Annotated in this window: 21 protein-coding genes and 1 tRNA gene; 15 read left to right on the forward strand and 7 right to left on the reverse strand. The window is 69.0% G+C overall.

Annotation, left to right across the window (positions count from 1 at the left end):
* Positions 1-50 precede the first annotated feature (50 nt).
* Entirely contained in the window at positions 51-278 is a 228-nt protein-coding gene (locus CEK69_RS01600) for a DUF2007 domain-containing protein (RefSeq protein WP_017915895.1), read from the reverse strand.
* Between the two features lie 256 nt (positions 279-534).
* Here CEK69_RS01600 and CEK69_RS01605 point away from each other — a divergent pair, with 256 nt between their 5' ends.
* The 5 genes from CEK69_RS01605 (at position 535) to ispH (ending at position 8,289) form a co-directional block, all read left to right on the forward strand.
* Entirely contained in the window at positions 535-2,286 is a 1,752-nt protein-coding gene (locus CEK69_RS01605; RefSeq protein WP_152243394.1) for a glutamine--tRNA ligase/YqeY domain fusion protein, read from the forward strand.
* A gap of 548 nt (positions 2,287-2,834) precedes the next feature.
* Positions 2,835-3,833 (forward strand): bifunctional riboflavin kinase/FAD synthetase, encoded by a 999-nt coding sequence (locus tag CEK69_RS01610; protein ID WP_152180458.1) that lies wholly within the window; start codon positions 2,835-2,837, stop codon positions 3,831-3,833.
* 6 nt (positions 3,834-3,839) lie between these two features.
* A complete protein-coding gene (gene ileS, locus CEK69_RS01615; RefSeq protein WP_152243396.1) occupies positions 3,840-6,671 on the forward strand; it encodes an isoleucine--tRNA ligase in 2,832 nt (943 codons plus the stop codon).
* Between the two features lie 106 nt (positions 6,672-6,777).
* Positions 6,778-7,281: a signal peptidase II gene (lspA, locus tag CEK69_RS01620; protein ID WP_017907394.1), complete on the forward strand. Its 504-nt coding sequence runs from the start codon at positions 6,778-6,780 to the stop codon at positions 7,279-7,281.
* Positions 7,282-7,338: 57 nt separating this feature from the next.
* Entirely contained in the window at positions 7,339-8,289 is a 951-nt protein-coding gene (ispH, locus tag CEK69_RS01625) for a 4-hydroxy-3-methylbut-2-enyl diphosphate reductase (RefSeq protein WP_152243398.1), read from the forward strand.
* Between the two features lie 173 nt (positions 8,290-8,462).
* Here the strand turns inward: ispH and CEK69_RS01630 are convergent, their stop codons facing one another.
* Both CEK69_RS01630 and CEK69_RS01635 read right to left on the reverse strand, forming a co-directional pair.
* Positions 8,463-9,164, reverse strand: a complete 702-nt coding sequence (locus tag CEK69_RS01630) for a hypothetical protein (RefSeq protein WP_152243400.1) — start codon at positions 9,162-9,164, stop codon at positions 8,463-8,465.
* On the reverse strand, positions 9,161-10,117 hold the full coding sequence (locus CEK69_RS01635; RefSeq protein ID WP_152243402.1) for a hypothetical protein: 957 nt from the start codon (positions 10,115-10,117) through the stop codon (positions 9,161-9,163). Before CEK69_RS01635 ends, CEK69_RS01630 begins: the two co-directional genes overlap by 4 nt.
* 120 nt (positions 10,118-10,237) lie before the next feature.
* Between CEK69_RS01635 and CEK69_RS01640 the strand changes: the two genes are divergently transcribed.
* The 5 genes from CEK69_RS01640 to cyoD all read left to right on the forward strand — a co-directional run bounded on the left by CEK69_RS01640 (position 10,238) and on the right by cyoD (position 14,534).
* Positions 10,238-10,313, forward strand: a tRNA-Thr gene (locus CEK69_RS01640).
* Positions 10,314-10,630: 317 nt separating this feature from the next.
* Entirely contained in the window at positions 10,631-11,572 is a 942-nt protein-coding gene (cyoA, locus tag CEK69_RS01645) for a ubiquinol oxidase subunit II (RefSeq protein ID WP_010341159.1), read from the forward strand.
* Positions 11,572-13,572, forward strand: a complete 2,001-nt coding sequence (gene cyoB, locus CEK69_RS01650) for a cytochrome o ubiquinol oxidase subunit I (protein ID WP_017907390.1) — start codon at positions 11,572-11,574, stop codon at positions 13,570-13,572. The genes cyoA and cyoB overlap by 1 nt, the downstream gene beginning before the upstream one ends.
* Before the next feature lie 3 nt (positions 13,573-13,575).
* On the forward strand, positions 13,576-14,196 hold the full coding sequence (gene cyoC / locus CEK69_RS01655; RefSeq protein WP_152243404.1) for a cytochrome o ubiquinol oxidase subunit III: 621 nt from the start codon (positions 13,576-13,578) through the stop codon (positions 14,194-14,196).
* Positions 14,196-14,534, forward strand: coding sequence for a cytochrome o ubiquinol oxidase subunit IV (gene cyoD, locus CEK69_RS01660; protein ID WP_010341155.1), 339 nt, complete (start codon positions 14,196-14,198; stop codon positions 14,532-14,534). The genes cyoC and cyoD overlap by 1 nt, the downstream gene beginning before the upstream one ends.
* A 109-nt stretch (positions 14,535-14,643) precedes the next feature.
* On the opposite strand, the gene CEK69_RS01665 is transcribed toward cyoD, so the two are convergent.
* Positions 14,644-15,117 carry a MarR family transcriptional regulator gene (locus CEK69_RS01665; protein WP_226974999.1) on the reverse strand — a complete coding sequence of 158 codons (474 nt, stop codon included), beginning with the start codon at positions 15,115-15,117 and terminating at the stop codon, positions 14,644-14,646.
* Between the two features lie 107 nt (positions 15,118-15,224).
* Between CEK69_RS01665 and CEK69_RS01670 the strand changes: the two genes are divergently transcribed.
* Positions 15,225-15,995 carry an SDR family NAD(P)-dependent oxidoreductase gene (locus CEK69_RS01670; RefSeq protein WP_226975000.1) on the forward strand — a complete coding sequence of 257 codons (771 nt, stop codon included), beginning with the start codon at positions 15,225-15,227 and terminating at the stop codon, positions 15,993-15,995.
* Between the two features lie 42 nt (positions 15,996-16,037).
* On the opposite strand, the gene CEK69_RS01675 is transcribed toward CEK69_RS01670, so the two are convergent.
* On the reverse strand, positions 16,038-16,859 hold the full coding sequence (locus CEK69_RS01675; RefSeq protein ID WP_152243406.1) for a sigma-70 family RNA polymerase sigma factor: 822 nt from the start codon (positions 16,857-16,859) through the stop codon (positions 16,038-16,040).
* 55 nt (positions 16,860-16,914) lie between these two features.
* Between CEK69_RS01675 and CEK69_RS01680 the strand changes: the two genes are divergently transcribed.
* The 4 genes from CEK69_RS01680 to radA all read left to right on the forward strand — a co-directional run bounded on the left by CEK69_RS01680 (position 16,915) and on the right by radA (position 21,993).
* A complete protein-coding gene (locus CEK69_RS01680; protein ID WP_152243408.1) occupies positions 16,915-17,517 on the forward strand; it encodes an ATP-dependent Clp protease proteolytic subunit in 603 nt (200 codons plus the stop codon).
* 154 nt (positions 17,518-17,671) lie between these two features.
* Positions 17,672-19,540, forward strand: coding sequence for a tetratricopeptide repeat protein (locus CEK69_RS01685; protein WP_152243485.1), 1,869 nt, complete (start codon positions 17,672-17,674; stop codon positions 19,538-19,540).
* A 225-nt stretch (positions 19,541-19,765) separates the two neighbouring features.
* Positions 19,766-20,302 carry an adenylate kinase gene (locus tag CEK69_RS01690; protein WP_152236228.1) on the forward strand — a complete coding sequence of 179 codons (537 nt, stop codon included), beginning with the start codon at positions 19,766-19,768 and terminating at the stop codon, positions 20,300-20,302.
* A gap of 305 nt (positions 20,303-20,607) precedes the next feature.
* On the forward strand, positions 20,608-21,993 hold the full coding sequence (gene radA / locus CEK69_RS01695; RefSeq protein WP_152243410.1) for a DNA repair protein RadA: 1,386 nt from the start codon (positions 20,608-20,610) through the stop codon (positions 21,991-21,993).
* 298 nt (positions 21,994-22,291) lie between these two features.
* Here the strand turns inward: radA and CEK69_RS01700 are convergent, their stop codons facing one another.
* Both CEK69_RS01700 and CEK69_RS01705 read right to left on the reverse strand, forming a co-directional pair.
* The gene (locus tag CEK69_RS01700) at positions 22,292-23,596 is read right to left on the reverse strand and encodes a jacalin-like lectin (protein ID WP_152180447.1); all 1,305 of its coding nucleotides are present in this window, start codon (positions 23,594-23,596) and stop codon (positions 22,292-22,294) included.
* 109 nt (positions 23,597-23,705) lie between these two features.
* Entirely contained in the window at positions 23,706-25,007 is a 1,302-nt protein-coding gene (locus tag CEK69_RS01705) for a histidine-type phosphatase (protein ID WP_152243412.1), read from the reverse strand.
* Positions 25,008-25,110: the final 103 nt, after the last annotated feature.

Here is a 25,110-nt window from a genome sequence, read left to right on the forward strand (position 1 = left end):
CCCCGCTTTTGCCAATCCCCAATCCCGACTCCCCAATCCCGGCCCCCAACCTACATCGCCCGCGTCACCTGGCCGCCCAGGCCCAATGCCATCAGCACTTCCTGGGCCTTTTCCAGCAGTTCGTCGGCCACGCAGACCTGGACCACGCCGAACGGCAGTTCGCCGGCGCCGCCGAGCAGGGCCTCGCCGAACACGAAGGCGGTGATGCCGGCATCCTCCAGCGCGTGCTTGGCCAGGTGCGCGTCGATCAGGTGCTGGGCGCGGTAGGCGATCTGCATGGTCGAGCCCTCAGCGGCGAGCCACGGAGCCAGGCAGAACCTGGAGCGAGGAAAGGCAACACAGGCCCGTACACGGGTACGCAAACTGAGAAGGACGCATGGCGCCAAGGGCAAGACGGAACGCCGGCATGCGGGCTTCTCTCGGGTGAATTGTTCCGCAGCCTACGCGCCAGGACGGCCGCCGACCAGCCCGGCCAAGCTAAAGCAGCGCTTTACTTACTATAAACTTGCGCTTTACTTATTCTCCGACGCGCGCATGTCCGACACCCCCGCCACCGACGCCTCCGCCCCGGCCGAGAAGAAAGACTTCATCCGCCAGATCGTCCGCGAGGACCTGGCCAGCGGCAAGCACACGGCCATCCGCACCCGCTTCCCGCCAGAGCCCAACGGCTACCTGCACATCGGCCACGCCAAGGCGATCTGCCTGGACTTCGGCATCGCCGCCGAGTTCGGCGGGCGCTGCAACCTGCGCTTCGACGACACCAATCCGGCCAAGGAAGATCCCGAATTCGTCGCCGCGATCCAGGACGACGTGCGCTGGCTGGGCTTCGACTGGGCCGAGCTGCGCCACGCCTCGGACTATTTCGAGGTGTACTACCTGGCCGCCGAGAAGCTGATCCGCGACGGCCACGCCTTCGTCTGCGACCTCTCCGCCGAGCAGGTGCGCGAGTACCGCGGCACCCTCACCGAGCCGGGCCGCGACTCGCCCTACCGCACCCGCAGCGTCGAGGAGAACCTGGACCTGTTCCGACGCATGCGCGCCGGCGAGTTCCCGGACGGCGCGCGCACCCTGCGCGCCAAGATCGACATGAGCAGCGGCAACATCAACCTGCGCGACCCGGCGCTGTACCGGATCAAGCACGTCGAGCACCAGAACACCGGCAACGCCTGGCCGATCTACCCGATGTACGACTTCGCGCATTCGCTGGGCGATGCGGTGGAAGGCATCACCCACTCGCTGTGCACGCTGGAGTTCGAGGACCACCGCCCGCTGTACGACTGGTGCGTGGACAAGGTCGACCTGGCCGGCCACCCGGAACTGCTGCAGCCGCTGCTGGACAAGGGCCTGCCGCGCGAGGCGGCCAAACCGCGGCAGATCGAGTTCTCGCGGCTCAACATCAACTACACGGTGATGAGCAAGCGCAAACTGACCCAGCTCGTCGCCGAGGGCCTGGTCGATGGCTGGGACGACCCGCGCATGTACACCCTGCAGGGCCTGCGCCGCCGCGGCTACACGCCGGCCGCGCTGCGCCTGCTGGTCGACCGGGTCGGCATCAGCAAGCAGAACTCGGTGATCGATTTCTCGGTGCTGGAAGGCTGCCTGCGCGAAGACCTGGACGCGCACGCCGCGCGGCGCATGGCGGTGATCGAGCCGCTGAAGCTGGTGCTGAGCAACCTGCCCGAGGGCCACAGCGAGACGTTGACCTTCTCCAATCACCCCAAGGACGACAGCTTCGGCACGCGCGAAGTGCCGTTCTCGCGCGAACTGTGGATCGAGCGCGAGGACTTCGCCGAAGTCCCGCCCAAGGGCTGGAAGCGGCTGGTGCCTGGCGGCGAAGTGCGCCTGCGCGGCGCCGGCATCGCCCGCGTCGACGAAGTGATCAAGAACGACGCCGGCGAGATCGTGGAACTGCGCGGCTGGCTCGACCCGGAATCGCGTCCGGGCATGGAAGGCGCCAACCGCAAGGTCAAGGGCACCATCCACTGGGTCAGCGCCGCGCACGCGGTCGAGGCCGAGATCCGCCTGTACGACCGCCTGTTCTCGGTGGAAAAGCCCGACGACGAGTCCGACGGCAAGACCTACCGCGACCACCTCAACCCCGACTCCAAGCGCAGCGTGCGCGGCTACGTCGAACCCGCCGCCGCCCAGGCCGCGCCGGAGCAGGCGTTCCAGTTCGAGCGCACCGGCTATTTCGTCGCCGACCGCTACGACCACCGCGCCGACGCGCCGGTGTTCAACCGCAGCGTGACCCTGCGCGATACCTGGAGCGGCGGCCAGGGCGGCTGACCAAGCGCGTGTGCGATGCCTCCAGCGACGGCGATGTCCTGGAGGAAGGCAGCGCATCGGCCGCGGACCGCGTGCCGGGAAATCTGCAGCGTCGTTTGGCGCTATCGCGTCGGGACTGAAGTCCCTCCCACAGGATGGCTGCATGCGCGGCCGCTTCCTGCAGGGCTAGCGTTAGCGTTGTTTTATTGGTGAGGCATCGCGCTGAAGCGGGGCTAAAAAGCCGGGATTGGGGACTTGGGATTGGGGATTCGGAACCCCGCAAATCGGGACCCGAAATTTTCCGTAAGTGCTGGGCGGTTGCGATTGCACTGTGGGAGGGGCTTCAGCCCCGACGGGCTTTACCGATAACGCCTGTCGGGGCTGAAGTCCCTCCCGCAGAAAGCGACTACTCTGTTTTTGATGATCGCTTTGCAGTGGGTTGGCTCCGCACGCCGATGCTGCCGTCCCGGGTCCCGGGTCCCGAGCCCCGAGCCAAGCCCCCACCCGCTATACTCGACGGTTACGCATCATCGACCGGCGCTTCCTGCGCCGGCGCTTCGGACCGAGGAATGAGCAGGCTGTTTAGAGACGTCGAGGGCGGGACCCTGTTCCCGCAGGGAAGCGTGGTCTGCATCGGCGCCTTCGATGGCCTGCACCTGGGCCACCGCGCGCTGGTGCGGCAGGCGATCGCGCGCGCGCGCGAAGCGGGCGTGCCGGCGGTGGCGCTGAGCTTCGAGCCGCTGCCGCGCGAGTTCTTCGCCCCGGCCGCGCCGCCGCCGCGGTTGACCCTGGCCCGGGCCAAAGTGCAGGGCCTGCTCCAACTCGGCATCGACAGCGTCGGCCTGCTGCGCTTCGACCGGCGCATGGCCTCGATGAGCGCGGAGGACTTCGTGCAGCGCGTGCTGGTCGAGCGCCTGCGTGCGCGCGAGGTCTGGATCGGCCCGGCGTTCCGCTTCGGCCACAAGCGCGGCGGCGACATCGCGCTGCTGCGTGCGCTGGGCGCCCAGCATGGCTTCGCCGCCGATGAGATCGCGCCGGTGCACCTGCGCGAGGAGCGCATTTCCAGCACCCGCATCCGCGAGCTGCTGGTGGCCGGCGAGTTCGCCCATGCCGCCGAACTGCTCGGCCGCCCGTATGCGATCGGCGGCCGCGTGGTGCGCGGCAAGCAGCTCGGGCGCACGCTCGGCTATCCCACCGCCAACCTGCGGTTCGCCCGCACCCCGGCGCTGTCCGGCATCTACGCCACCTGGGTGCACGGCGTGGCGGCGCAGCCGTGGCCGTCGGTGTCCAGTTTCGGCACCCGCCCGACCGTGCAGGGCGTGGAGCCGCTGCTGGAAGCGCACCTGTTCGATTTCCAGGGCGACCTGTACGGTCGCCACATCGAGGTGGAGTTCGTCGCCAAGCTGCGCGACGAGGAAACCTTTGCCGATCTGCCGGCGTTGACCGCGCAGATGCACCGCGACGCCGCGCTGGCGCGGCAACTGCTCGCTGCGCCTGCCGGCGCGGGCCTGCCGCCCGTGTCCGCCGCCCCGCGCGCGGACCTCCCCCTGAAGACCACCGACCGGTAACTGCCCGTGACCCAGGACTACAAAGCCACCCTCCATCTGCCGGCGACCGAGTTCCCGATGCGCGGCGACCTGCCCAAGCGCGAGCCGGACATCCTGGCGCGCTGGGAGAGCGAGGGCCTGTACACGCGGCTGCGCGACAACGCCCAGGGCCGGCCGCTGTTCGTGCTGCACGACGGCCCGCCCTACGCCAATGGCGCGATCCACCTCGGGCATGCGGTCAACAAGATCCTCAAGGACATCATCGTCAAGTCCAAGTACCTGTCTGGCTACGACGCGCCGTACATCCCGGGCTGGGACTGCCATGGCCTGCCGATCGAGATCGCGATCGAGAAGAAGTTCGGCAAGGTCGGAGTGAAGCTGGATGCGGTGGAGTTCCGGCAGAAGTGCCGCGAATACGCCAACGCGCAGATCGACATCCAGCGCCGCGACTTCAAGCGCCTGGGCGTGATCGGCGACTGGGACAACCCCTACCGCACGCTGGACTTCCATTTCGAGGCCAACGAGATCCGCGCGCTGGCGCGGATCGTCGAGAACGGCCACCTGACCCGCGGCGTGAAGCCGGTGCACTGGTGCTTCGACTGCGGCTCGGCGCTGGCCGAGGCCGAGATCGAGTACGCCGACAAGCAGTCGCCGACGGTGGACGTGGCCTACACGGCCCGCGACGGCGCGGCGCTGGCCGCCGCGTTCGGTGCGACCCTGCCGGACGGTGCCGAAGTGGCCGTGCCGATCTGGACCACCACGCCGTGGACGCTGCCGGCCTCGCTGGCGGTGTCGCTGGGGCCGGAGCTGGTCTATGCGCTGGTCGAAGGCCCGGCCCGCGACGGCCGCCGCCGCTGGCTGGTGCTGGCCGACGCGCTGGCCGAGCGCGCGCTGCAGCGCTACGGGGTGGATGAGGTGGTAGTGCACGGCCGCGTCGCCGGCGCGGCGCTGGAACACCAGGTGCTGGCGCACCCCTTCTACGACGAGCGCGACGTGCCGGTGATCCTCGGCACCCACGTGTCCGACACCGACGGTACCGGCGCGGTGCACACCGCCCCCGGCCACGGCCAGGAGGACTACGTGGCGGTCAAGCCGTACGGGCTGCTGGAGCGCTACGGCGCGGCGCAGATCAACCCGGTGGATGCGCGCGGCGTGTACCTGCCGTCGACCCCCGCGGTCGATGGCATGGAGCTGGCCGGGCTGCACATCTGGAAGGCCAACGACGTCATCGCCGACCTTTTGGCCGCGCGTGGGCTGCTGCTGGCGCGTGCCAGCATGGTCCACAGCTATCCGCATTGCTGGCGGCACAAGACCCCGATCGCGTTCCGCGCCACGCCGCAGTGGTTCATCTCGATGGAGCAGGCCAACCTGCGTGCCGAGGCGCTGCAGGCCATCGAAGGCGTGCACTGGTACCCGGCCTGGGGCCAGGCGCGCATCGCCGGCATGGTCGCCGGGCGCCCGGACTGGACGATCTCGCGCCAGCGCACCTGGGGCGTGCCGATCGCGCTGTTCGTGCATCGCGAGACCGGCGAGCCGCATCCGCGCAGCACCGAGCTGATGCGCCAGGTCGCCGACCGCGTCGAGGAGGGCGGGGTGGACGTGTGGTACGCGCTCGACGCCGCCGAACTGCTCGGCGACGAAGCGGGCGACTACGAGAAGATCACCGACATCCTCGACGTCTGGTTCGATTCCGGCGTCACCCACGAGGCGGTGCTGACCGAACGCGGCCTGCCCAAGCCGGCCGACCTGTACCTGGAAGGCTCCGACCAGCACCGCGGCTGGTTCCAGTCCTCGCTGCTGACCGGCGTGGCGCTGGACCACGCGGCGCCGTACCGGCAGTGCCTGACCCACGGCTTCACCGTGGACGAGCACGGCCGCAAGATGTCCAAGTCGCTGGGCAACGGCATCGAGCCGCAGGACATCATGAAGACGCTGGGCGCGGACATCCTGCGCCTGTGGATCGCCTCGGCCGACTACAGCAACGAGATGTCGCTGTCGCAGGAGATCCTCAAGCGCAACGCCGACGCCTACCGGCGCCTGCGCAACACCGCGCGCTTCCTGCTCGGCAACCTGCACGGCTTCAATCCGGCCGTGCACCTGCGGCCGCTGCCGGAGCTGGTGGCGCTGGACCGCTGGATCGTGCACCGCGCCTACGAGGTGCAGGAGCAGATCAAGGCCGCCTACGCGCGCTACGACTTCGCCGCCATCGTGCAGGCGCTGCTGAACTTCTGCAGCGTGGACCTGGGGTCGCTGTACCTGGACGTGACCAAGGACCGGCTGTACACGATGGCCGAGGATTCGCTCGGCCGGCGCTCGGCGCAGACCGCGATGTTCCATGTGGCCGAGGCCTTCGTGCGCTGGATCGCGCCGATCCTGAGCTTCACCGCCGACGAGCTGTGGGGTTACCTGCCGGGCGCGCACCTGGGCAACGTGCTGTTCGCGACCTGGTACGAAGGCCTGGCGCCGTTGCCGGACGACGCGGCGCTGAGCGCGGCCGACTTCGAGCAGTTGCTGGCGCTGCGCGAGCAGGTGGCCAAGGTGCTGGAGCCGATGCGCGGCAACGGCGTGATCGGCGCGGCGCTCGAGGCGGAGATCACCGTCGCCGCCGACGCCGCCACCGCGGCGAAGTTGCAGCCGCTGCAGGAAGAGCTGCGCTTCCTGTTCATCAGCGGCGACGTGGTGGTGCGCGAGGCCAGCACCGACGAGATCTTCGTCAGCGCCCAGGCCACCGAGAAGCCCAAGTGCGTGCGCTGCTGGCACTACCGCGCCGACGTCGGCGCCGATCCGGCGCACCCGGAACTGTGCGGCCGCTGCGTCAGCAACATCGAAGGACCGGGCGAGGAGCGCCGCTGGTTCTGAGTCCCGTCCCCGGCCACGCGACTGCGTCGCCGGGGCCAGCGGTGGTGCCGTGGCTGCGGCGCCGGCCGTCCTCCCTTTCCTTCTTCGCCCAAGGCGGACTTCCCGCATGACCGCACGACCCAACCCCTCCGCCCTGATCTGGCTGCTGCTGTCGGCCGCGGTGATCGGCCTGGACCAGTGGAGCAAGGCCTGGGTGCTGTCCAGCCTGCCCGAGTTCACCGCGGTGCCGGTGATCCCCGGCTTCTGGAACTGGTACCGGACCTACAACACCGGCGCGGCATTCAGTTTCCTGAGCCAGGCCGGCGGCTGGCAGCTCTGGTTCTTCACCGCGCTGGCGGTGGGCATCAGCGCCCTGCTGGCCTGGTGGCTGGCGCGCACCCCGCGCGGCGAGTGGCGCAGCGCGCTGCCGTACGCGCTGGTGATCGGCGGGGCGATCGGCAACGTGATCGACCGGCTGATGCACGGCCACGTGGTCGATTTCATCCAGTGGTACGTGGGCGAGCACTACTGGCCCTCGTTCAACATCGCCGACTCGGCGATCGTCGCCGGCGCCATCGGCATCGCCCTGTTCGGCGTGTTCGACGGCAAGGCGAAGCGAAAAGCGGGATAATCGGTGCCACTCTCCCTGTCGAAGCGCCTGGCCCCCTGCGGCCGGCGGATCTAGCTAATGGATGTCCTGCTCGCCAACCCCCGCGGCTTCTGCGCCGGCGTCGATCGCGCGATCGAGATCGTCAAGCGCGCCATCGAAACCCTGGGCGCGCCGATCTACGTGCGCCACGAGGTGGTGCACAACCGCTTCGTGGTCGACGACCTCAAGCAGCGCGGCGCGATCTTCGTCGAGGAACTGGACGAGGTGCCCGACGGCAACACGGTGATCTTCAGCGCCCACGGTGTGGCCCAGGCGGTGCGCCAGGAGGCCGAGCGGCGCGGGCTGAAGGTGTTCGACGCCACCTGCCCGCTGGTCACCAAGGTGCATTTCGAGGTGGCCCGGCACTGCCGCGCCGGCCGCGACGTGGTGCTGATCGGCCACGCCGGCCACCCGGAGGTGGAAGGCACGATGGGGCAGTGGGACCGCGAATGCGGCACCGGCCGCATCTACCTGGTCGAGGACATCGAGCAGGTCGCCACGCTGGACGTGCAGCAGCCGGAGAACCTGGCCTACACCACCCAGACCACGCTGTCGGTGGACGACACCCGCGGCATCATCGAGGCGCTGCGCGCGCGCTACCCGGCGATGCAGGGCCCGAAGAACGACGATATCTGCTACGCCACCCAGAACCGCCAGGACGCCGTGCGCGACCTGGCCAAGGAGTGCGACCTGGTGCTGGTGGTCGGCTCGCCGAACAGCTCCAATTCCAACCGGCTCAGCGAGCTGGCGCGGCGCGACGGGGTGGAGTCCTACCTGATCGACGGCGCCGACGAGATCGATCCCGCCTGGATCGCCGGCAAGCGCCGCGTCGGCCTGACCGCCGGCGCCTCGGCGCCGCAGGTGCTGGTGGACGGGGTCATCGCGCGGCTGCGCGAACTCGGCGCCGACGGCGTGTCGGAACTGGCGGGCGAACCGGAGTCGATGGTGTTCGCGCTGCCGAAGGAATTGCGGCTGCGTCTGGTCGACTGACGGGGGCGTTCGTACGCTGGATGGGCGTATCTGTCGCGGCGCGCGTAGGAGCGGCTGTCAGCTGCGACGGGCGATCCCGGTAAAGCCCGGCGCGGCTGATCCCCGAAAAGGGGACAAGAGCCGCTCCTGCGAGATGACGTGATGGGGTGCTGCCGCGTGGCAAGCGCCACGGCTTACTGGCGCTGCATGCCGCGCGGCCGTCCCTGTGCATCGAACTCGATGCCCACGCTGACGCGATCGCCTTCCACGCCGTCCGGCATCCAGCGCAGGCGGCCACGCCGGCCCACCAGCACGTACACGTGATCCACCTTCTTCGGCTCGGCCTGTAGCGCCTCGCCCTGTTCCTGCAAGGCCGTGGCCACCCGGTAGGCGCCCTCGAAATCGATGTCCTGCAGCGCGGCGGTGTCGGTGGCTGGCTTGAGGAACGGCCCGAACATGCGCAGATTCACTGGCGCATCCTTGTGCCAGGCCTCGTCGTGGAAGCTGTATTCGTCCACGTGGTCCGGCTGTGCGGGGTCCAGCAGTTCGAGCCCGATCCGGTTGTCGTAGAAATGCACGGCATGGAACACGCGCAGGTCGTGACCCTGCAGGTCGGGCAGGTCCGCCAGCGCCTGCCGGGCCGCGCGCAGCCGCTGCGGGTCGAACAGCAGGTTGCCGCGTGGTGCCGGCGTCGGCGCCGGCTCGGTGTCGGCAGCGCGGGCAGTCGGGGTCGGCGCCGCCAGCGATTGCGGCTTGGAGGGGGCCTGCAGGGCAGCCCCTGGGCCCGCCGCCTGCAGGGTGGCGTGGATGGTGTCCCAGGCGCCGCCGGCGAAGGCCAGGCCGCCGAGCAGCAGCACCACGCCGGCGAAGACCAGTGGGGTGGGCGGCGTCTTCATGGCAGCTCCAGGTCGGCGCGGGCGGGGTGTTGCGGGTCGTACAGCACCGACACGGTGTCGCGCGGCAACTGCCCGACGTCGAGCAGCGACACGAACCGCCGCATCGTTGCCTCGTGCGGGTTGCCTGACGCGTCCTCGAACGCCACGCGGAACTCCACCTGCGGCTGCTCGTTGAGGGTGGTGCCGGTCTGGCGCACGTCCAGCACCCGCGCACGTGCGCGCAGGCCGCGGTACTTCAGGGTCTCGTCGGTGGCGTTGCGGCGGATCACGCGCAGGATCACGCGCAGCGCCAGCACGTAGCCGTTGAGTACCAGCGCACTCATCAGCAGCGGATGGTTGAAGGACAGGAAGGTCCAGCCCATGCCGCGGTTCTGCAGGCGCCAGGCCGCCACGTAGGCCGCGCCGACTAGTGCCACCAGCAGCAAGGCGCCGGCCGCGCGGCGCCACAGGCTGGCGCGATCCAGCGCCGGCTCGGCGTCCTCCAGCACCAGGTTCGGGGTGGCGCCCGGGGTGGTGCTCAGCCGCAGCGGCACGGTGCGCCCGCTCTCGAAGCGGCGTTGCGCCGGCTTGCGGTCCACGATCAGCAGGGTGTCGCGGATGGGCGTGCCGGACAGGTTGTCGAAGGCCAGGGTCAGCGACAGCTGCGGCCAGCCCTTGACCTCGACGCCGGTGGGGGCGATGCGTTCGATCAGCGCCTCGCGGCGCACGCCGTGGGCGAGCAGCTGGCGCACGCGGTGCAGGGCGCGCCCGGGCATGAGCAGCAGCGTGTCCATGTAGGCGTAGAGCAGGTGCAGCCACAGGCCCAGCGACAGCGCCAGCAGGGTCAGCGCCCATGCGGGCGTGCTGGGCTGGGCCAGCACGCGTGGCCAGTCGCTGGCGAAGTAGAGGATGCAGGGGAAGGGGATGGCGAAAAACAGCAGGAACGCGAGCCAGAACCAGGCGAACAACTTCACGATGAGCAGGGGGATGGGTACGACGGGGGCGGCAGGGTAACCCATCGATTGCGGCGCGCGCGCGAAGGCCCGGGCAGCGATTGACCCCGGCCCGGGCCGACGCCTAGAATTGCCAGTTCCGCCGGAATAGCTCAGTCGGTAGAGCGGCGCATTCGTAATGCGTAGGTCGCAGGTTCGACTCCTGTTTCCGGCACCAGTCGTACCCAGAAGGCAGCCGCGAGGCTGCCTTCCTGGTGTCTGCGCTCCCGTTTTTCTGCGACGCAGGTCCGTGCGCGCAGCGGCCTGCGACGCCGTGTCGCAGGCGGGTGCGGCAATGTGTCGCACATAAAAACGCGGCCTGGCGCCCGCCCGGGCTTGTCAATGACTTCCGGAGTTGCCGCACGGCAGCATAAAATGCGTCGTTGATCGCGCATGCCGGCCCGGATGCCGCGGCGGACGCGGGACAGCCCCCTCTACGGCGCCCCGCCTCCCGCTCCCGCGCGGTTCGCATCCCCTACGCAATTGGATCGTTCGATGATTCCGTTGAAACAACTCCGGCGCTCGCTGCGCTCCGGTCTGTTGCTGCTGGCCGCACTGCTGTTGGCCGGCTGCAACTCGGCCATCCTCAACCCCAAGGGTCAGATCGGCCACGACGAGAAGACGCTGCTGATCACCTCGGTGGTGCTGATGCTGCTGGTGGTGATCCCGGTCATCGTGATGACCCTGGCCTTCGCCTGGCGCTACCGCGCGTCCAATACCAAGGCCCGCTACGAGCCGAACTGGTCGCACTCCACTGCGATCGAGGTGGTGGTGTGGTCGATCCCGTGCATGATCATCCTGGTCCTGGCGGTGCTGACCTGGCGCTCCTCGCATGCGCTGGATCCGTACAAGCCGCTGGATTCCAAGGTCAAGCCGATCACCATCGAGGCGGTGGCGCTGGACTGGAAGTGGATGTTCATCTACCCGGAGCAGGGCATCGCCACGGTCAACGAGATCGCGTTCCCGGTCGACACGCCGCTGAACTTCAAGATCACCTCCGACACGGTGATGAACTCGTTCTTCATCCCGCACCTGGGAACGCAGATCTACGCGATGGCCGGCATGGAGACCAAGCTGCACCTGATCGCCAACGAGCCGGGCGAGATGTTCGGCCTGTCGGCCAACTACAGTGGCCACGGCTTCTCGAAGATGGGCTTCGCCGCGCATGCCACCGACCGCGCCGGTTTCGACGCGTGGGTGGCCAAGGTCAAGGCCTCGCAGAAGACCCTGGACCAGGCCGAGTTCCAGGTGCTGGCGGCCAACCGCAACGACAAGGCCGCCTACCCGGTGACGTACTACGCCTCGGTGCAGGACGGCCTGTTCAAGTCGTTGATCGACAAATACATGATGGGCAAGGGCCACAAGATGGAAGGCCACGACGCTCATCCGGCATCGGCTGCTGAGCCGGTCGCCATGTGCACTTCTGGAGACAAGTGATGCTAGGCAAACTCACGCTCGAGGCGGTTCCGTACCACGAGCCGATCATCATGGCGGCCCTCGGCGGCGCCGGCCTGCTCGGCCTGCTGGTGGTGGCCGCGGTCACCAAGTACAAGCTGTGGGGCTACCTCTGGAAGGAGTGGTTCACCTCGGTCGACCACAAGCGCATCGGCGTCATGTACATCGTGGTGGCGCTGATCATGCTGCTGCGCGGCTTCGCCGACGCGGCGATGATGCGCACCCAGCAGGCGATCGCGCACGGCGGCAACGAGGGCATCTTCCCGCCGCACCACTACGATCAGATCTTCACCGCGCACGGCGTGATCATGATCTTCTTCATGGCCATGCCGTTCATGACCGGCCTGCTGAACCTGATCGTGCCGCTGCAGATCGGCGCGCGCGACGTGGCGTTCCCGTTCCTGAACTCGCTGAGCTTCTGGCTGTTCGTGGCCGGCGCGGCGCTGGTCAACATCTCCCTGGGCGTGGGCGAGTTCGCGCAGACCGGCTGGCTGGCCTACCCGCCGCTGTCCGGGCTGGAATACAGTCCAGGCGTCGGTGTCGACTACTACATCTGGGCGTTGCAGATCTCGGGCCTGGGCACATTGCTCACCGGCATCAACTTCTTCGTGACGATCATGCGCATGCGCGCGCCGGGCATGACCCTGATGCGCATGCCGATCTTCACCTGGACCGCGCTGATCACCAACATCCTGATCATCGCCGCGTTCCCGATCCTGACCGTGGCGCTGGCGCTGCTGGGTGCGGACCGCTACCTGGGCACGCACTTCTTCACCAACGACGGTGGCGGCAACGCCATGATGTACGTCAACCTGATCTGGATCTGGGGCCACCCGGAGGTCTACATCCTGATCCTGCCGGCGTTCGGCATCTTCTCCGAGCTGATCGCCACCTTCAGCCGCAAGCGCCTGTTCGGCTACACCTCGATGGTGTACGCGACCTCGTGCATCGGCGTGCTGTCGTTCATCGTGTGGCTGCACCACTTCTTCACCATGGGCTCGGGCGCCAACGTCAATGCCTTCTTCGGCATCACGACGATGATCATCTCGATCCCCACCGGCGTGAAGATCTTCAACTGGCTGTTCACCATGTTCCGCGGCCGCGTGCACATGACCGCACCGGTGCTGTGGACCATCGGCTTCATCATCACCTTCGTCATCGGCGGCATGACCGGCGTGATGCTGGCGATCCCGGCGGTGGACTTCGTGCTGCACAACAGCCTGTTCCTGATCGCGCACTTCCATAACGTGATCATCGGCGGCGTGGTGTTCGGCTACCTGGCGGGCCTGACCTACTGGTTCCCGAAGGCGTTCGGCTTCAAGCTCAACGAGAAGCTGGGCAAGGCCTCGTTCTGGTGCTGGATCATCGGCTTCTTCATCGCCTTCATGCCGCTGTACGTGCTCGGCTTCATGGGCATGACCCGGCGCATGAACAGCTACAACCACCCCGAGTGGGCGCCGTGGCTGATGGTGGCCGCGGTGGGTGCGGCGATCATCGGTACCGGCATCTTCCTCAACCTGGTGCAGATCGGCTACAGCATCTGGAAGCGCAAGGAGAACATGGACCTGACCGGCGACCCGTGGGATGGCCGCACCCTGGAGTGGGCGACCTCCTCGCCGCCGCCGTTCTACAACTTCGCGGTGCTGCCGCACATCGACGACCGCGACCAGTTCTGGGAAGACAAGCTCAAGGGCAAGGGCTGGCCGCGTCCGGCCAAGTACGAACCGATCCACATGCCGCGCAACACGGCGGCGGGCTTCTGGATCGGCGCCTTCAGCATCGTCCTCGGCTTCGGTCTGACCTGGCACATCTGGTGGATGGCGGTGATCGGCCTGGTCGGCATGATCGGCAGCTTCATCGCGCGCACCTTCGATGACGACATCGATTACTGGGTCCCGGCGGAGGAAGTGGAGCGCATCGAGAACGCGCGCTTCGCCCTGCTGGAACAGCAACACGCGGCCAACGCCGCAAAGGCGGTCTGAACAATGGCTTCCACGACGCTCGATTCCCACGCCGCCCACGCGGGCGGCCACGACCACGACCACCACGACGCGGGCGGCAACACCGTCTTCGGGTTCTGGGTCTACCTGATGAGCGACTGCCTCATCTTCGCCGGCCTGTTCGCCACCTATGCGGTGCTGGCCGGCGCGACGGTGGACGGCCCGACCGCCAAGGAACTGTTCGACCTGAAGTTCGTGCTGGTGGAAACCTTCCTGCTGCTGTTCAGCAGCCTGGGCTTCGGCCTGGCGATGATCTCGGCGAACAAGCGCAGCATGGGCGGCCTGTACGGCTGGCTGGCGGTCACCGCCGCGCTGGGCCTGGGCTTCCTGGGCATGGAGCTCTACGAGTTCCACCACCTGATCGAAGAGGGCGCCGGCCCCGGCCGCAGCGCGTTCCTGTCGGCCTTCTTCACCCTGGTCGGCACCCACGGTCTGCACGTGGCCTCGGGCCTGCTGTGGATGACCGTGCTGGTGATCCAGATCGCCAAGAACGGCCTGACCCCGCGCAACATGACCCGCCTGGCGTGCCTGAGCCTGTTCTGGCACTTCCTGGACGTGATCTGGATCGGCGTGTTCACCATCGTCTACCTGCTGGGAGCGCTGTAATGGCCAACCATCATTCCTCCGACACGCACGCCGAGCACGGCCACGGCGGCGGCCTGAAGTCCTACCTGGTCGGCTTCGTGCTGGCGGTGATCCTGACCGTGATCCCGTTCGGCATGGTGATGAGCGGGGCGTTCCCGCGCGGCGTCACCGTCATCGTCATCGCGGTGCTGGCCGCGGTGCAGATGCTGGTGCACTTGATCTACTTCCTGCACATGGACCGGTCGGCCGAACAGCGCTCCAACGTGCACGTGGGCCTGTTCTCGCTGCTGATCATCGGCATCGTGGTGGTCGGCTCGCTGTGGGTGATGCACAACCTCAACGTCAACATGATGCATTGAGGCGCGCACCGCCTCGGGTTCGCGAAGGCCGCCTCCGGGCGGCCTTTTGCGTTCTACGGTCCGGTGCGGCCGCCCTGGAAGTTGCAGATGGCCGATGGGCGCGCCGCCGTCAGCTGCGGTCCGAGCCGAGCGTCGCGGAGAGTTTCAGCAGGACCTGCGCGTCTTCCGCGCTGAGGCGATCGAGCAGCCGCGTTCTGACCGCGGCGGCGTGGATCGGCCGCGCCGCCGCGATCTTCTCCCGGCCCAGGGCGGTGATGGCCACCTTCACCACGCGCGGTTCTGCGTCGCTGCGGCGGACCAGGCCGCGCGTCTGCATCCGGGTGAGCTGATGCGACAGCCGGCTCTTGTGCCACCCCATGGAATCGGCGAGCGCCTGCTGGCGCAGCTCGCCCTTGCCCAGGTCCACCAGCCGCGACAGCACACCGAAGTCGCTGCCGGTCAGGCCGGCGTGGTCGGCCAGGTCCTTTTCGACGGCGGCCATCACCGTCTGGCCCATCTGCTTGAAGGCGTGCCAGATCGCCAGTTCGCCTGCGGAGAGTCGTGCGCGTTTCATGCGGTCACCATAGGTGGCGCTGGTTGACATGGCAACCGGAAGAGCGTACTTCTAGGTTGACATGACAACCTGTGCGTGGCCGCTGGCAGGCGTGCGATGCCAGACGAGCGGACACGCGGTTCCTGGAGGCGATGGCGATGTCTGCAATGACGTTCGCAGGTGTGGATGTGGTGATGACCGGCGGCAGCGACGGTATCGGGTTCGGCCTCGCGCGGCGCTTTCTGGCCGCGGGCGCAAACGTGCTGGTCACAGGCCGCGATGCAGGTAAGCTCGACCGCGCGGCCCAGGCCGCGCCCGGTCTGCAGACCCTGGTCAACGACATCGGGGTCGCCGAAGAGCGCGAGCGACTGGCGCAGTACCTGCGAGCGCGGCATCCCGGGCTGCGCGTGGTCGTCAACAACGCCGGCATCCAGCGGCGTGTCGCGCTCGCCGACGACCAGGCGCCCTGGGCCGAGCGCCAGCGCGAGATCGACATCCTGTTCGCTGCCGTCGTGCATCTGAACCATTTGCTGGTCCCGCTGTTGCTGCAGCATGGCGAGCCTGCACTGATCGCCAATGTCTCCTCCGGCGGCGCCTTCGTTCCGCAACCGTTCGCCCCGGTCTACAGCGCCTGCAAGGCCGCGCTCCACAGCTATACGCGCAATCTCCGCTTCGCGCTTGCCGCGACGCCGGTCAGGGTCGTCGAGATCATTCCGCCCGCGGTCCGCACCGCGCTGGCGGGCCCGGGCATGGCCCATGGCGCGGACCTGGACGACTTCTGCGACGCCATCTTCGCCGGCCTCGCGGCGGGGCAGGCCGACGAGCTCGGCTTCGGAATGACCGATTCGGCGGAGTTTCGGCAGCGTCTCGACGTGGAGCGTGCCGTGTTCGATGAATTCTCCGGACGCTTTCCCGTTCGCAGGTACTGAAGCGGCGGCGCCGGTGTAACCGGCGCGCCGGGGTTGTCCCGCTCACGCCATGCAAGGCGCGTCGGTGAGTTCACACAACGGCAGCCAGGTCGGCACGCCGTCGCTGTTGCGGATCAACAGGCCCAGTTGCCCATGTTGCTGCAGCGGCTGGGCGTAGACCGGCGCGATGCCGGGTGCCGCGCGGGCGGGGGCTGCCGCCGCCGTTGCCGGGAAGGCGCTGGCCAACAGGGTCTGCGGCCGTGCCGCGCGCAAGGTGGCGACCAGGCCGGCCGGGTCGCCATGCAGCAGCGCGTGGTGGCATAGCGCAAGCAGGCAGCCCTCGTCCTCGCGCGGGGCGGCGACGGGCCGCGCCGGCGTTTCTGGCGGTGCGACGCGTACGCGCTGCAACAGACGACGCAAGTGCTGGCGCGAGGCGCTTTCGCTGCGTGACGACAGCGCCGCCAGCTCGGCGTGGCGAAAGTCGAACGCTTCGGCGAGCAGCACCAGCGCCACGTCGCCGGGCGGCAGGGTGCGCACCAGGTGGGCAAGCGCCTGTGCGACCGCGTCGCGGTGCAGGGCGTGCTGCGCCGGTTCTTGCGTCGGCCCGGCCTCCAGCAGCGCCGGGTCCTGTGCGGCGCGTTCCAGCACGCTGCGGTAGCGGGCGCGGCGGCGCAGGCGGTCGATGCACAGGTGCCGCAGCACCGTGGTCATCCATGCGTCGCCGCCATTCGCCGGCAACGGCCCCTGGGCGGCACGCAGATAGGTCTCCTGCACCAGGTCCTCGGCGTCCTGGCCCTGGCCGAGCCAGCGGTGCGCCAGGGCCAGCAACTGGCGGCGCAGCGCCTCGCCGTCGGCCGGCGTGGGCGTGTCGGTCGGAGATGTCACGTCGCGGCCCCGTCGTTCGTTGGGAGGGACACCCACCATACATGGAGACAGGCCGATGCTGCGTTCCGACGAAACGTCCCCCTCCGCGCCCTCCGCGCAGTCGCCGTCCGCCGCCTTCCTCGAGGAAAAGGCGTTCCGCGCGCGGACCCTGCTGCTGTTCGGCACCATCACCGACGCCAGCGCCTACCAGACGGTGCGCCATCTGCTGGCGCTGGATGCCGAGTCCGATGCGCCGATCGCGATGATCGTGTCCTCGCCGGGCGGGCATCTGGAATCCGGCGACGCCATCCACGATGCGCTGCGCTTCATTTCCGCACCGGTCGACATGATCGGCTCGGGTTGGGTCGGCAGCGCGGCCACGCACGTGTTCCTGGGCGTGCCGCGCGAGCGCCGGGTGTGCCTGCCGCAGACCCGGTTCCTGATCCATCAGCCCAGCGGCGGCGCCGGCGGCCCGGCCAGCGACATCGCCATCCAGGCCAGCGAGATCCTCAAGGCGCGCGCCCGCATCGCCAAGGTCATTGCCCGCGAGACCGGCCAGCCGCTGGAGCGCGTGGAGACCGACATCGAGCGCGACTGCTGGATGTCGGCGCAGGAGGCGATGGACTACGGCCTGGTCTCGCGCATCGTCGAGCGGCGCAGCCAACTGGCCGGGCGCTGAGGGCTCCGGCCAATGCGGCAGGCGCCGTGCGCGGCGATCGCCGCGGGCATGACCTATGGCATGGCACACGGCGGCGGCGCAGGCATAGCATGGGAGTTTGCCTGTCCGCTGTCGTTCGCCCCCTGGAGATCCCATGAACAAGTCCACCGCCTGGATGGCGCCGTTGCTGCTGGCCGCCACTGTCGCGTTCCAGGCCACGGCGCAGACCGCACCGCCGCGCGACGTGCCCTTCGCCGGTACGTTGAAGATCGATGTCGATGCCACCGATCTGGCGCACCGTATCTTCCGCGTGCGCAGCACCATCCCGGCCACGCCGGGGCCGATGACCCTGCTGTATCCGCAGTGGATCCCCGGCAACCATTCGCCGACCGGTCCGATCGACAAGCTCGCCGGGCTGACGATCAAGGCCAACGGCAAGGTGTTGCCGTGGACGCGCGACCAGTTCGACGTCTATGCGTTCAAGATCGACGTGCCCGCCGGCGTCAGCGAGATCGTCGCCGAGTACCAGTTCCTGTCCTCGCAGGGCGACGGCCAGGGCCGGGTGATGATGACCCCGGAGATGCTCAACCTGCAGTGGAACACCACTGCGCTGTATCCGGCCGGGGTGTACGCGCGCAACATCAAGGCGCAGGCCAGCGTGACCCTGCCGGCCGGCTGGAGCTACGCCACCGCGCTGGAGACCGCCACGCGCAGCGGCGATACGGTGACGTTCAAGCCGATCGATTTCGACGACCTGGTCGATTCGCCGATGTTCGCCGGCAAGTACTACAAGCGCATCGTGCTGGACGACAAGGGCAAGGCGCCGGTGGCGCTGAACGTGTTCGCCGACAAGCCCAAGTCGCTGGAGGCCAAGCCCGAGCAGGTCAAGGCGCACGTGGCCCTGGTGCAGCAGATGGACAAGCTGTACGGCGCGCGCCACTTCGACCACTACGAGTTCCTGCTGGCGTTGACCGACAAGCTCGGCGGCATCGGCCTGGAGCATCATCGCTCCAGCGAGAACAGCGGCCCGCTCGACTACTTCACCGAGTGGGACAAGAGCTGGGAGATGCGCGACCTGCTCGCGCATGAGTTCAACCACTCCTGGAACGGCAAGTACCGGCGCGGCGCCGACCTGGCCACGCCCAACTTCAACGTGCCGATGGGCGACAGCCTGCTGTGGCTGTACGAGGGTCAGACCCAGTTCTGGGGCGAGGTGATCGCCGCGCGCGCAGGGCTGTGGACCCAGGACCAGGCCCGCGACATGCTGGCCAACGTCGCCGCGGTCTACCAGCGCGGCCGTCCCGGCCTGGCCTGGCGCGCGCTGCAGGACACCACCAACGACCCGACCATGTCGATGCGCCGGCCGCGCGCCTACCGCAGCTACCAGTTGAGCGAGGACTACTATTCCGGCGGGCAGATGGTCTGGCTGGAGGTCAACGCCAAGCTGCGCGAGCTCAGCGGCGGCAAGCGCTCGCTGGACGATTTCGCCAAGGCGTTCTTCGGCATGCACGACGGCGCCTGGGACGTGAACACCTACACCTTCGACGACATCGTCGCCACGCTCGATGGGATCGCCAAGTACGACTGGGCGAGCCTGCTGCGCAGCCGTCTCGATGAGCACGGGTCGCTGGTCGGCGGGATCGAGGCCAGCGGCTGGAAGCTGGTCTATACCGATCAGCCGAACGCGGCCAGCAAGACCTCCGAGGCGCGCAACAAGAGCCTGGACCTGAGTTACTCGCTCGGCCTGAGCCTGGACGAGCAGGGCCGGGTGCAATCCGTGCTGTGGGACAGCCCGACGTTCAATGCCGGCATCATCGCCGGCAACCGCGTGGTCGCAGTCGGCGGCCGCGAGTACAGCGCCGAGGCGCTCAAGGATGCGGTCACCGCGGCCAAGGGCGGCAGCACGCCGATCGAACTGCTGGTCAAGCGCGGCGACCGCTACGACACCTTGCTCATCGCCTACTACGGCGGCCTGCAGTATCCGCACCTGGAGCGCATCGCCGGCACGCCGGATCGCCTGAGCGAGTTGTACAAGGCGCGTTGAGGGCGGCGAGCGCGATCGCCGACCGGCGCTTCGGTGTGCCGGTGCGCGGTGCGGCGACGGCGTCGTCGTGCTGGCGCGTGTCGCTTGCGGCGGTTGCGCGCACGATGCTCATTGTTTGGTCGCCACCGATGGCGCAGTCCATGTGAAGCCGTTCCTGCAGCGAGCGCAGCACCGTGCGGGAGCGGCCGAGGTGGCCGATCTTCTTTGCGGGGACGAGGTCAGGCGGTGAAAATCAATGTGGTCGGCACTAGCGCAAGCGGGAAAAGCACACTCGCCAGGCTGATCGCCAAGGAACTTGCGATTCCCTATGTCGAAATGGACAGACTTTACTGGCGCCCGGACTGGCAGGGGACCCCGGACGATGTGTTCCTGAAAGAACTGGAGCGTGCGTTGGCCGCCTCTGCCGACTGGGTGCTGGATGGCAACTACAACCGGACGCGCCCCGTGAAATGGCGCGACGTGGACCTGGTGGTGTGGGTGGACTATGGATTTTTGCGCACGCTGTTCCAGGCTGTCGCCAGAGCGTTCAAACGGGCCTGGCACAAACATGAGCTGTGGCCCGGTACGGGAAATCGCGAGAGTTTTCGCCGCGCATTCTTTAGCCGGGAGTCCATCATCATCTGGATGCTCAAGACCTGGCGCAGCAACCGCGCGCGCTACCAGGCCGATCTGCACAACCCGCAGTACGCGCATATTCGCTTCGTGCGCATTAGGCGACGGGAGCAGGCGGAACACCTCCTTGCCGCCTTGAAGGCGCGCTGACGGCCTCCCTGCCGCGACAAGCGAAGAGGACATCGTCCCGGGCAGAATCGGTCTGACCCGACGTCGGCGCCACAGGCTGCCTCCTGCTGCCGCCTGGCGGCCGTGCGCGGGCGACTTGGGTCACCAGTCGCGGGGAAACGCAGCAGCGCCACCGTACATCGTCGTCGCTGCCGAGTGCGCGACGTCTTCCCGCCGCCGCGTTACACGCTGGGGAAGCGAATGCGATGCGGTGCCTGGCGCCGCGTCGCGGACCTTGAGACCGCCAGCCACTATGCTGGTGCATTGTCTGAGCGGACCAGAAGCAGATGGCGAAAGCGAAAACGGCCTATGTCTGCGGCGAGTGCGGCGCCGAATACAACAAGTGGCAGGGCCAGTGCACCGAATGCGGTGCCTGGAACGCGCTGAGCGAGATCGTGCTGGAGAGCGCGGCCACGGCCAAGGCGCCGGCCGCGGCGCGGCGCAGCGGCTGGGCCGGCAAGGCCGAGACGCCGAAGATCACCGCGCTCAAGGACGTGGAGCACCGCGACCAGGCGCGCGTGTCCACCGGCATCGGCGAGTTCGACCGGGTGCTCGGCGGCGGCCTGGTCGAGGGCGCGGTGGTGCTGATCGGCGGCGACCCCGGCATCGGCAAATCGACCCTGCTCCTGCAGGCGCTGGCGAAGATGGCCGGCACGCTGCCGGTGCTGTACGTGACCGGCGAGGAATCGCTGGGCCAGGTCGCCGGGCGCGCGGTGCGCCTGGACCTGCCGCTGGACGGCCTCAACGCGCTGGCCGAGACCGGCATCGAGCACATCCTGCAGCATGCCAGCGCGGCGCGACCCAAGCTGATCGTCGCCGACTCGGTGCAGACCCTGTGGACCGAGGCGTTGACCGCCGCGCCCGGCTCGGTCAGCCAGGTGCGCGAGAGCGCGGCGCGGCTGGTGCGCTATGCCAAGGAGACCGGCACCGCGGTGTTCCTGGTCGGCCACGTCACCAAGGAGGGCGGCATCGCCGGCCCGCGCGTGCTCGAGCACATGGTCGATGCGGTGCTGTACTTCGAGGGCGAGAGCGGCAGCCGCTTCCGCCTGCTGCGCGCGTTCAAGAACCGCTTCGGCGCGGTCAACGAACTGGGCGTGTTCGCGATGGGCGAGAAGGGGCTGAAGGAAGTCTCCAATCCGTCGGCGATCTTCCTGTCCGGCGGCAGCGCGCACCAGCCCGGCAGTTGCGTGATGGTCACCCGCGAGGGCACGCGGCCGCTGATGGTGGAAGTGCAGGCCCTGGTCGATGCCTCGCCGCTGTCCAATCCGCGGCGCGTGGCGGTGGGCCTGGAACAGAACCGGCTGGCGATGCTGCTGGCCGTGCTGCACCGCCATGGCGGCATCGTGGTCGGCGACCAGGACGTGTTCGTCAACGTGGTCGGCGGCATCCGCGTGCAGGAGACCGCGGCCGACCTGCCGGTGCTGCTGGCGGTGCTGTCGTCGCTGCGCGATCGGCCGTTGGCGGAAAAGACCATCGCCTTCGGCGAGGTCGGCCTGTCCGGCGAGATCCGCCCGGTGCCCAATGGCGAGGACCGGCTGCGCGAGGCCGCCACGCACGGCTTCAAGCGCGCCATCGTGCCCAAGGCCAATGCGCCCAAGACCAGTACGGTCAAGGGCATGGAGGTGATCGCGGTGGAGCGCTTGGCGCAGGCGCTGGAAGCGGCGAGCGAATAGGCTGCGGCGTCGGCGGGCAGCGGCGCGTCGTCCCCGTGTACTGCGTCGCTTCGAATCGCGATGCGGTGGTGTGCGCGCGAGTGCGGCCCACGTAGACACGTGGCCGCATCGCGCGGCCTGGTGTGGAGATTTCCGATCCGCATCGTCAGCGGTAATGCATCCGCTCGCTGCACGTCGATGCGCGCGACCGGCCACAGGTCGCAGCCGTCGCCTCTTCTTCGGTAAGGCGAACGGCGCGCGTCGCCACGCGCGCCGTTGCCGTTGCGGTGCCGCAGGCGCGATGGCGCCCGCGGGTCCGTCAATCCTTGCGGTAGACCACGCCGAGCTTGTCGATCTCGTCGCCGTCGCGGCCGGTGAAGCCGGCGATGTGCCAGCCGCTGGGCGCGGTGAGCGTGTAGGTCTCGGCGGTCGGCGTGCCGGCGCTGAGGCTGCGGCCCTGGTTGGTGCGCAGGCTCAGCGAGAACAGCCGGGTGTGGCCGTTGTACTGGCCCACGCTCAGCGTGGCCGAGGTCAGCCGCTCGTTGCTGCCCAGGCGCAGCGTGACCGCGTCGCCGCCGCTGCCGCCGTGGGCCAGGGTGCTGCCGTTGTCCAGGCCCAGCGCGATGCCGTCCAGGCGCGAGGCGCCGCGCAAGGTCACGCTGGCGATGGTGCGCTGCTCGGCGCCCTTGGCGATGTCGTTGAACGGGGTGCCGTGCGGGCCGCCGAACTGGTCGCTGGTGCGCACGGTGGTCCCGACCGCCCAGCCGAACTGCGCGGCCAGCGGGTAGTGGTCGGACAGCGGCTTGCCGTCGCTGTCGTAGAAGTTGCCGTCGTCGAGCTTGTAGCGGTTGGCGACCAGGGTCAGCTGCGGCGCGTCGCGGTACAGGATCTTGTCCACCACTTCGCAGTCGTTGGTCGGCGGGGTGCCGCACAGCAGCGGCGCGGCGCCGGCCGCCGGGGCACTGCCCTTGACCAGTTCCACCCAGGTATCGGTCAGGCCGTTGGCGGAAATCAACGCACGGATGTTGTCGTCGGCGCGGGTGTAGCGGGTGTTGGAGTCCATCATCACCAGCACCGCGTTGCCGGCCGACCAAGTCTGGATGAACTGCGACAGCTGGCTGATGTTGGCGCGCCGCGCGGCCAGGTCGGCGCTTTCGGTGCCGGCGTTGGGGTGCGCGTTGTACACGTCCAGCAGCACGCCGTCGTCCAGGCGCACGCGCATGTAGCTGAAGCCCTTGGGGGTGAGGCAGTCGGTGCCGTTGCACTTGTCCCACTTGATGCGGGTGAAGTCGTCGAAGCGGTAGTTGCTCAGCGTGTTGAGGCCGTCGCCGATCGCCGCGCCGCCGCTGGTGGGCGTGCGGTAGGGGTGCTTGTCGCCCGCGTACAAGGTGGCGTGATAGTTGAAGTCTTCCTGCACGTTGATCAGGCCGTAGGGCGCCAGCTTCGGTGCGATCTGGGCGGTGTTGGCGGCCGGGTTGCTGCTGGAGATGCCCTGCGGCAGGCCGGCGACGTTGTAGGTGAGCACGTCGAGCACGCCGACGTCCGATTGCGCGTGGACCACGCCGGCGCAGGCCAGGCTCAATCCGATGCCGTAGCTCACGAGGGTGCGTAGATGCTGGATCATGAATCGCCTCTTGCGGGTTGGGAGGAACAGCGGGTGGCGCGAGCGCCAGGGGCGGTGCCGGAAGGCACCGATGCCGCCGCGCGACCGGCCGGGGCCGGCGCACGTGGCGTCATGGGGTCAGGAACTGCGGATCGAGCGCGGCCTCGACTGCGGCGGCGAAGGCGGGCAGCGGGCAGTCGTAGGCGGCGTCGGCGCGGCTGCACTGCGGGATGAACACGGGCGACTCCAGCGGCGGCGCCTGCACCGTCAGCGCGCGGCGTTCGCGCAGTTGCGCCAGGCTCTGCGCGGTGTAGCGCAGGCGGATCACGCGTTCGCCGTCGGCGCGGCGCCAGCGCTCGAACACCAGCGCGCCGCCGGGCACGGTCTGGTCGGGCTGGTAGCCGGGCAGTTGCCAGTGCAGGTCGAGCATGCCGGCCAGCAGGGTCAGGGTGCCGTCGTGGCCGGACAGCACCACCAGCCGCGCCGCGCCGCCGATCGGTTCGGCCCGCGTGGCCTGGCCGCTGCCGTCCAGCAGCGTCGCCAGCAGCCGCGCCGCCAGCGGCGAGGCCGCCATGCGCGCCACGGCGGGCGCGCGCAGGCGCAGCGCGAACTCGGCCTGGTGCGGGGCGAAGGCGCGCAGCAGGCTGGCCTCGTCGACGCCGCGCCAGCCCAGCGCGGCGAAGTCCTGGCTGTCGGCCCAGGCCATCAGCAGGCTTTCGCTGAGGCCGGAAGCAGTCGAGGCCGGGCCTTCGATGCCGGGGATCGCGTCGTCGGCATCGCCCAGCCGCGCCGGTACCGCATCCAGGCGCAGCTTGCCGCTGCCGGCGTCGGCCGGGCAGGGCCGTTGCGCGCACTGCAGCAGCAGTTGCTGCAGGCTGTCGATGGCGTCGGCCTGGGCCGCGTTCCAGGCCTGCGCGTCGCCGCCGATGCGGCCGGCGATGGCCGCGCGCATCTGCGCCACCGCGGCGGGAGTGCGCAGGGCGGGCGCGCCGTCGAAAAGTGGATCGGAGGCATCGTCGGCGACGCTGTGCACCGGGTTGGCGCAGCCCGGGGTCAGCGTGCTGGCCAGCGCCTGCGCCGAGGCGAGGGTGCGTTGGGTGCGGTTGGCCCAGTAGTACGCGGCCGCGCAGCCGTCGCCGGCGAACAGCCCCAGCGGCGCATAGCGGGCGCGGTAGTAGGCGCCGAACAAGCGTTCCAGCGCCGCGCCGTTCGCGGTGAGATACCCGGCGGGCACCGCGAAGCGCGGCCAGGGGCGCGCCGAGTAACGCTCCAGTTGCTCCGCGCTGGACATCGCCGCGCGCACGCCGTGGCGCTTGAGGATGACGACTTTTTCCAGCGTCTCCGTCGCGGCCGCTTGCGCGCGTGCCGCGGCACAGGCCAGTGGCATGAGGGCAAACAGGACAAGGGTGGCGAGGCGCGGCAGCGATGGCATCGGCAAGCTCCAGGCAGAGGCGGTACGACGCGCGCGGCGGTGGGCGGCGCACGGTGCGATGGCCGGCGCCCGCGGCGATGCAGGCCGCGGGGCGGGCTGGCTG

The organism is Xanthomonas sp. LMG 12462, from assembly GCF_009192885.1.
Lineage (GTDB): Bacteria > Pseudomonadota > Gammaproteobacteria > Xanthomonadales > Xanthomonadaceae > Xanthomonas_A > Xanthomonas_A sontii.